The 1,730-nt window shown below is 72.0% G+C and carries 2 protein-coding genes; both read right to left on the reverse strand.

Annotation, left to right across the window (positions count from 1 at the left end; translation table 11 throughout):
- The coding region (locus MJ785_RS17930) for a UbiA family prenyltransferase (protein ID WP_239381895.1) at positions 1–1,089 on the reverse strand (1,089 nt) is incomplete at its 3' end.
- A partial coding sequence (locus MJ785_RS17935; RefSeq protein ID WP_239381897.1) for an AMP-binding protein occupies positions 1,086–1,730 on the reverse strand: 645 nt, incomplete at its 5' end. The genes MJ785_RS17935 and MJ785_RS17930, both read right to left, overlap by 4 nt.

The raw sequence follows: 1,730 nt of genomic DNA on the forward strand, positions 1-1,730 counted from the left end.
GTCGGTGACCGCGCCGGCGGGGCTGTCGGTGGCCGCGCCGGCGGGGCTGTCGGTGGCCGCGCCGGCGGGGCTGTCGGTGGCCGCGCCGGCCATGGCAAGATCCCGGCGGATGCCGCCGCGGATGACCCGTAGCGCGTAGACAAAGCCGCCGAAATAGAGCGTCGCCTGCATCACGACGCCCGCGGACAGCGCGACCGGTACCGAGAACACGGCGGCGAGCGCGGTGTGACGGACGTATTCGCCGAACTTGAACAGGCGCATGTCCGCCATCCGCCGCAGCCGCCCCCGGCCGGGCTCGCCGAACGCGGCCAGCGTGCGGCGGTAGCAGAACGACATGATCAGCGCCGCTGGCGCCGCGACGGCAAGGCCCCACCAGCCGCCCGGGACGACCGCGGCGAGTATCACGATCGGGACGAAGGCCAGCGTGGCCACCCGTGCGGCGAGCTGGAAGGCCCGCGTGGCGCCGATGCGGACCGGCACGGTCATGTTCCCCACGACAGGATCAAGGTCGACGTCGCGCAAAGCGGCGAGGATATTGTTGGAGACGCAGGCGATCAGCAGGTAGGCAAGCACCCCGACCAGCCACCACGGGTGCTGGCCGCCAGCGAGGTACCAGCCCACCACCGCCGGGATCGTCTGCGGCACGCTCACGACGAAGCTCGCGACGACGCCCTCGTCCTTCACCGTCGAGTACGCCATGGAGAAGACGACCGCGGCAATCGTGAGCGCGAGCGCGAGCCCCGTACGAGCGACACCGCCGCACGCGATGAACAGCGCGCCGAGCGCGACGGCGAAGTAGCCGGCGGCCGCGGCCCACGCCTCGCGCACGGTGAGCAGCCCCGATGGGAGCGGCAGGTAGGGCGCGGTGATCTGGTCGCCGTCCGCGTCGAGGATGTCGTTGACGATGAACAGCGCGCCGCCGGCCGCGGCGACATAGCCGGCAAGCCAGACCAGCGGCCACGGGTCCGGGGACGGGTCCGCGACGGCCCAGCCCATGAAGACCGGCCAGATGTTCATGTTGGACAGATGGATCCGGGTCATCCACCAGGCTGCCTCGGTCTTGAGGGCCGCCAGGCGCAGGGCCCTCATCGGTCCGCGCCCGCGGGTACGGGCGCGGGTACGGGCGCCAGCTCCTCGCCTGGTCCGATCCGCACCGGCTCAGACCCGAGCGCGCCGTCGCGGTAGAGCCGCCAGGCTTCCCGCCGCCGCGGCTTCCCGCTGCTGGTGAACAGGCGCCCGACGGCCTTGGTGGTGACGACCTCGACCGCCACCTCATCGCCGGCAAGCAGCATCACCACGTCGCGGACGAGCGGTGCGAACGTCTCCGCCGGGGACGCGGTGACAACCACGACGACGGGTGTCGTGGCCAGCAGGCCGCCGACCGCCAGGAGCAGCACACCCGGTGCGCGTCGCCGGATCTCCAGTTCGACGTCCTCCATGAAGATGGTGCGGCCACGCAGTTTGAAACTGTCACCGAGGCGTCCCAGGACGTAGAGCTCGCCGTCGTGCAGGAAGCCGGCGTCTCCGGTACGGAACCATCCGTCGGCGCCGAACCGTTCGGCGTCCTGCGGCGATGCGACGCTGTAACCGTCGGCGATGGACGGGCCGCGCACCGACAGCTCGCCGAGATAACCCGCGGGCAGGGGCTCGCCGTCAGCGCCGACAGCCCGTATCTCCAGCCCTGGCAGCGGCGGCCCACAGCTGACCAGACGCGACGCGGCGCTGTCGGC

Source organism: Protofrankia sp. CiT1, from assembly GCF_917627335.1.
Classification (GTDB): domain Bacteria; phylum Actinomycetota; class Actinomycetes; order Frankiales; family Frankiaceae; genus Protofrankia.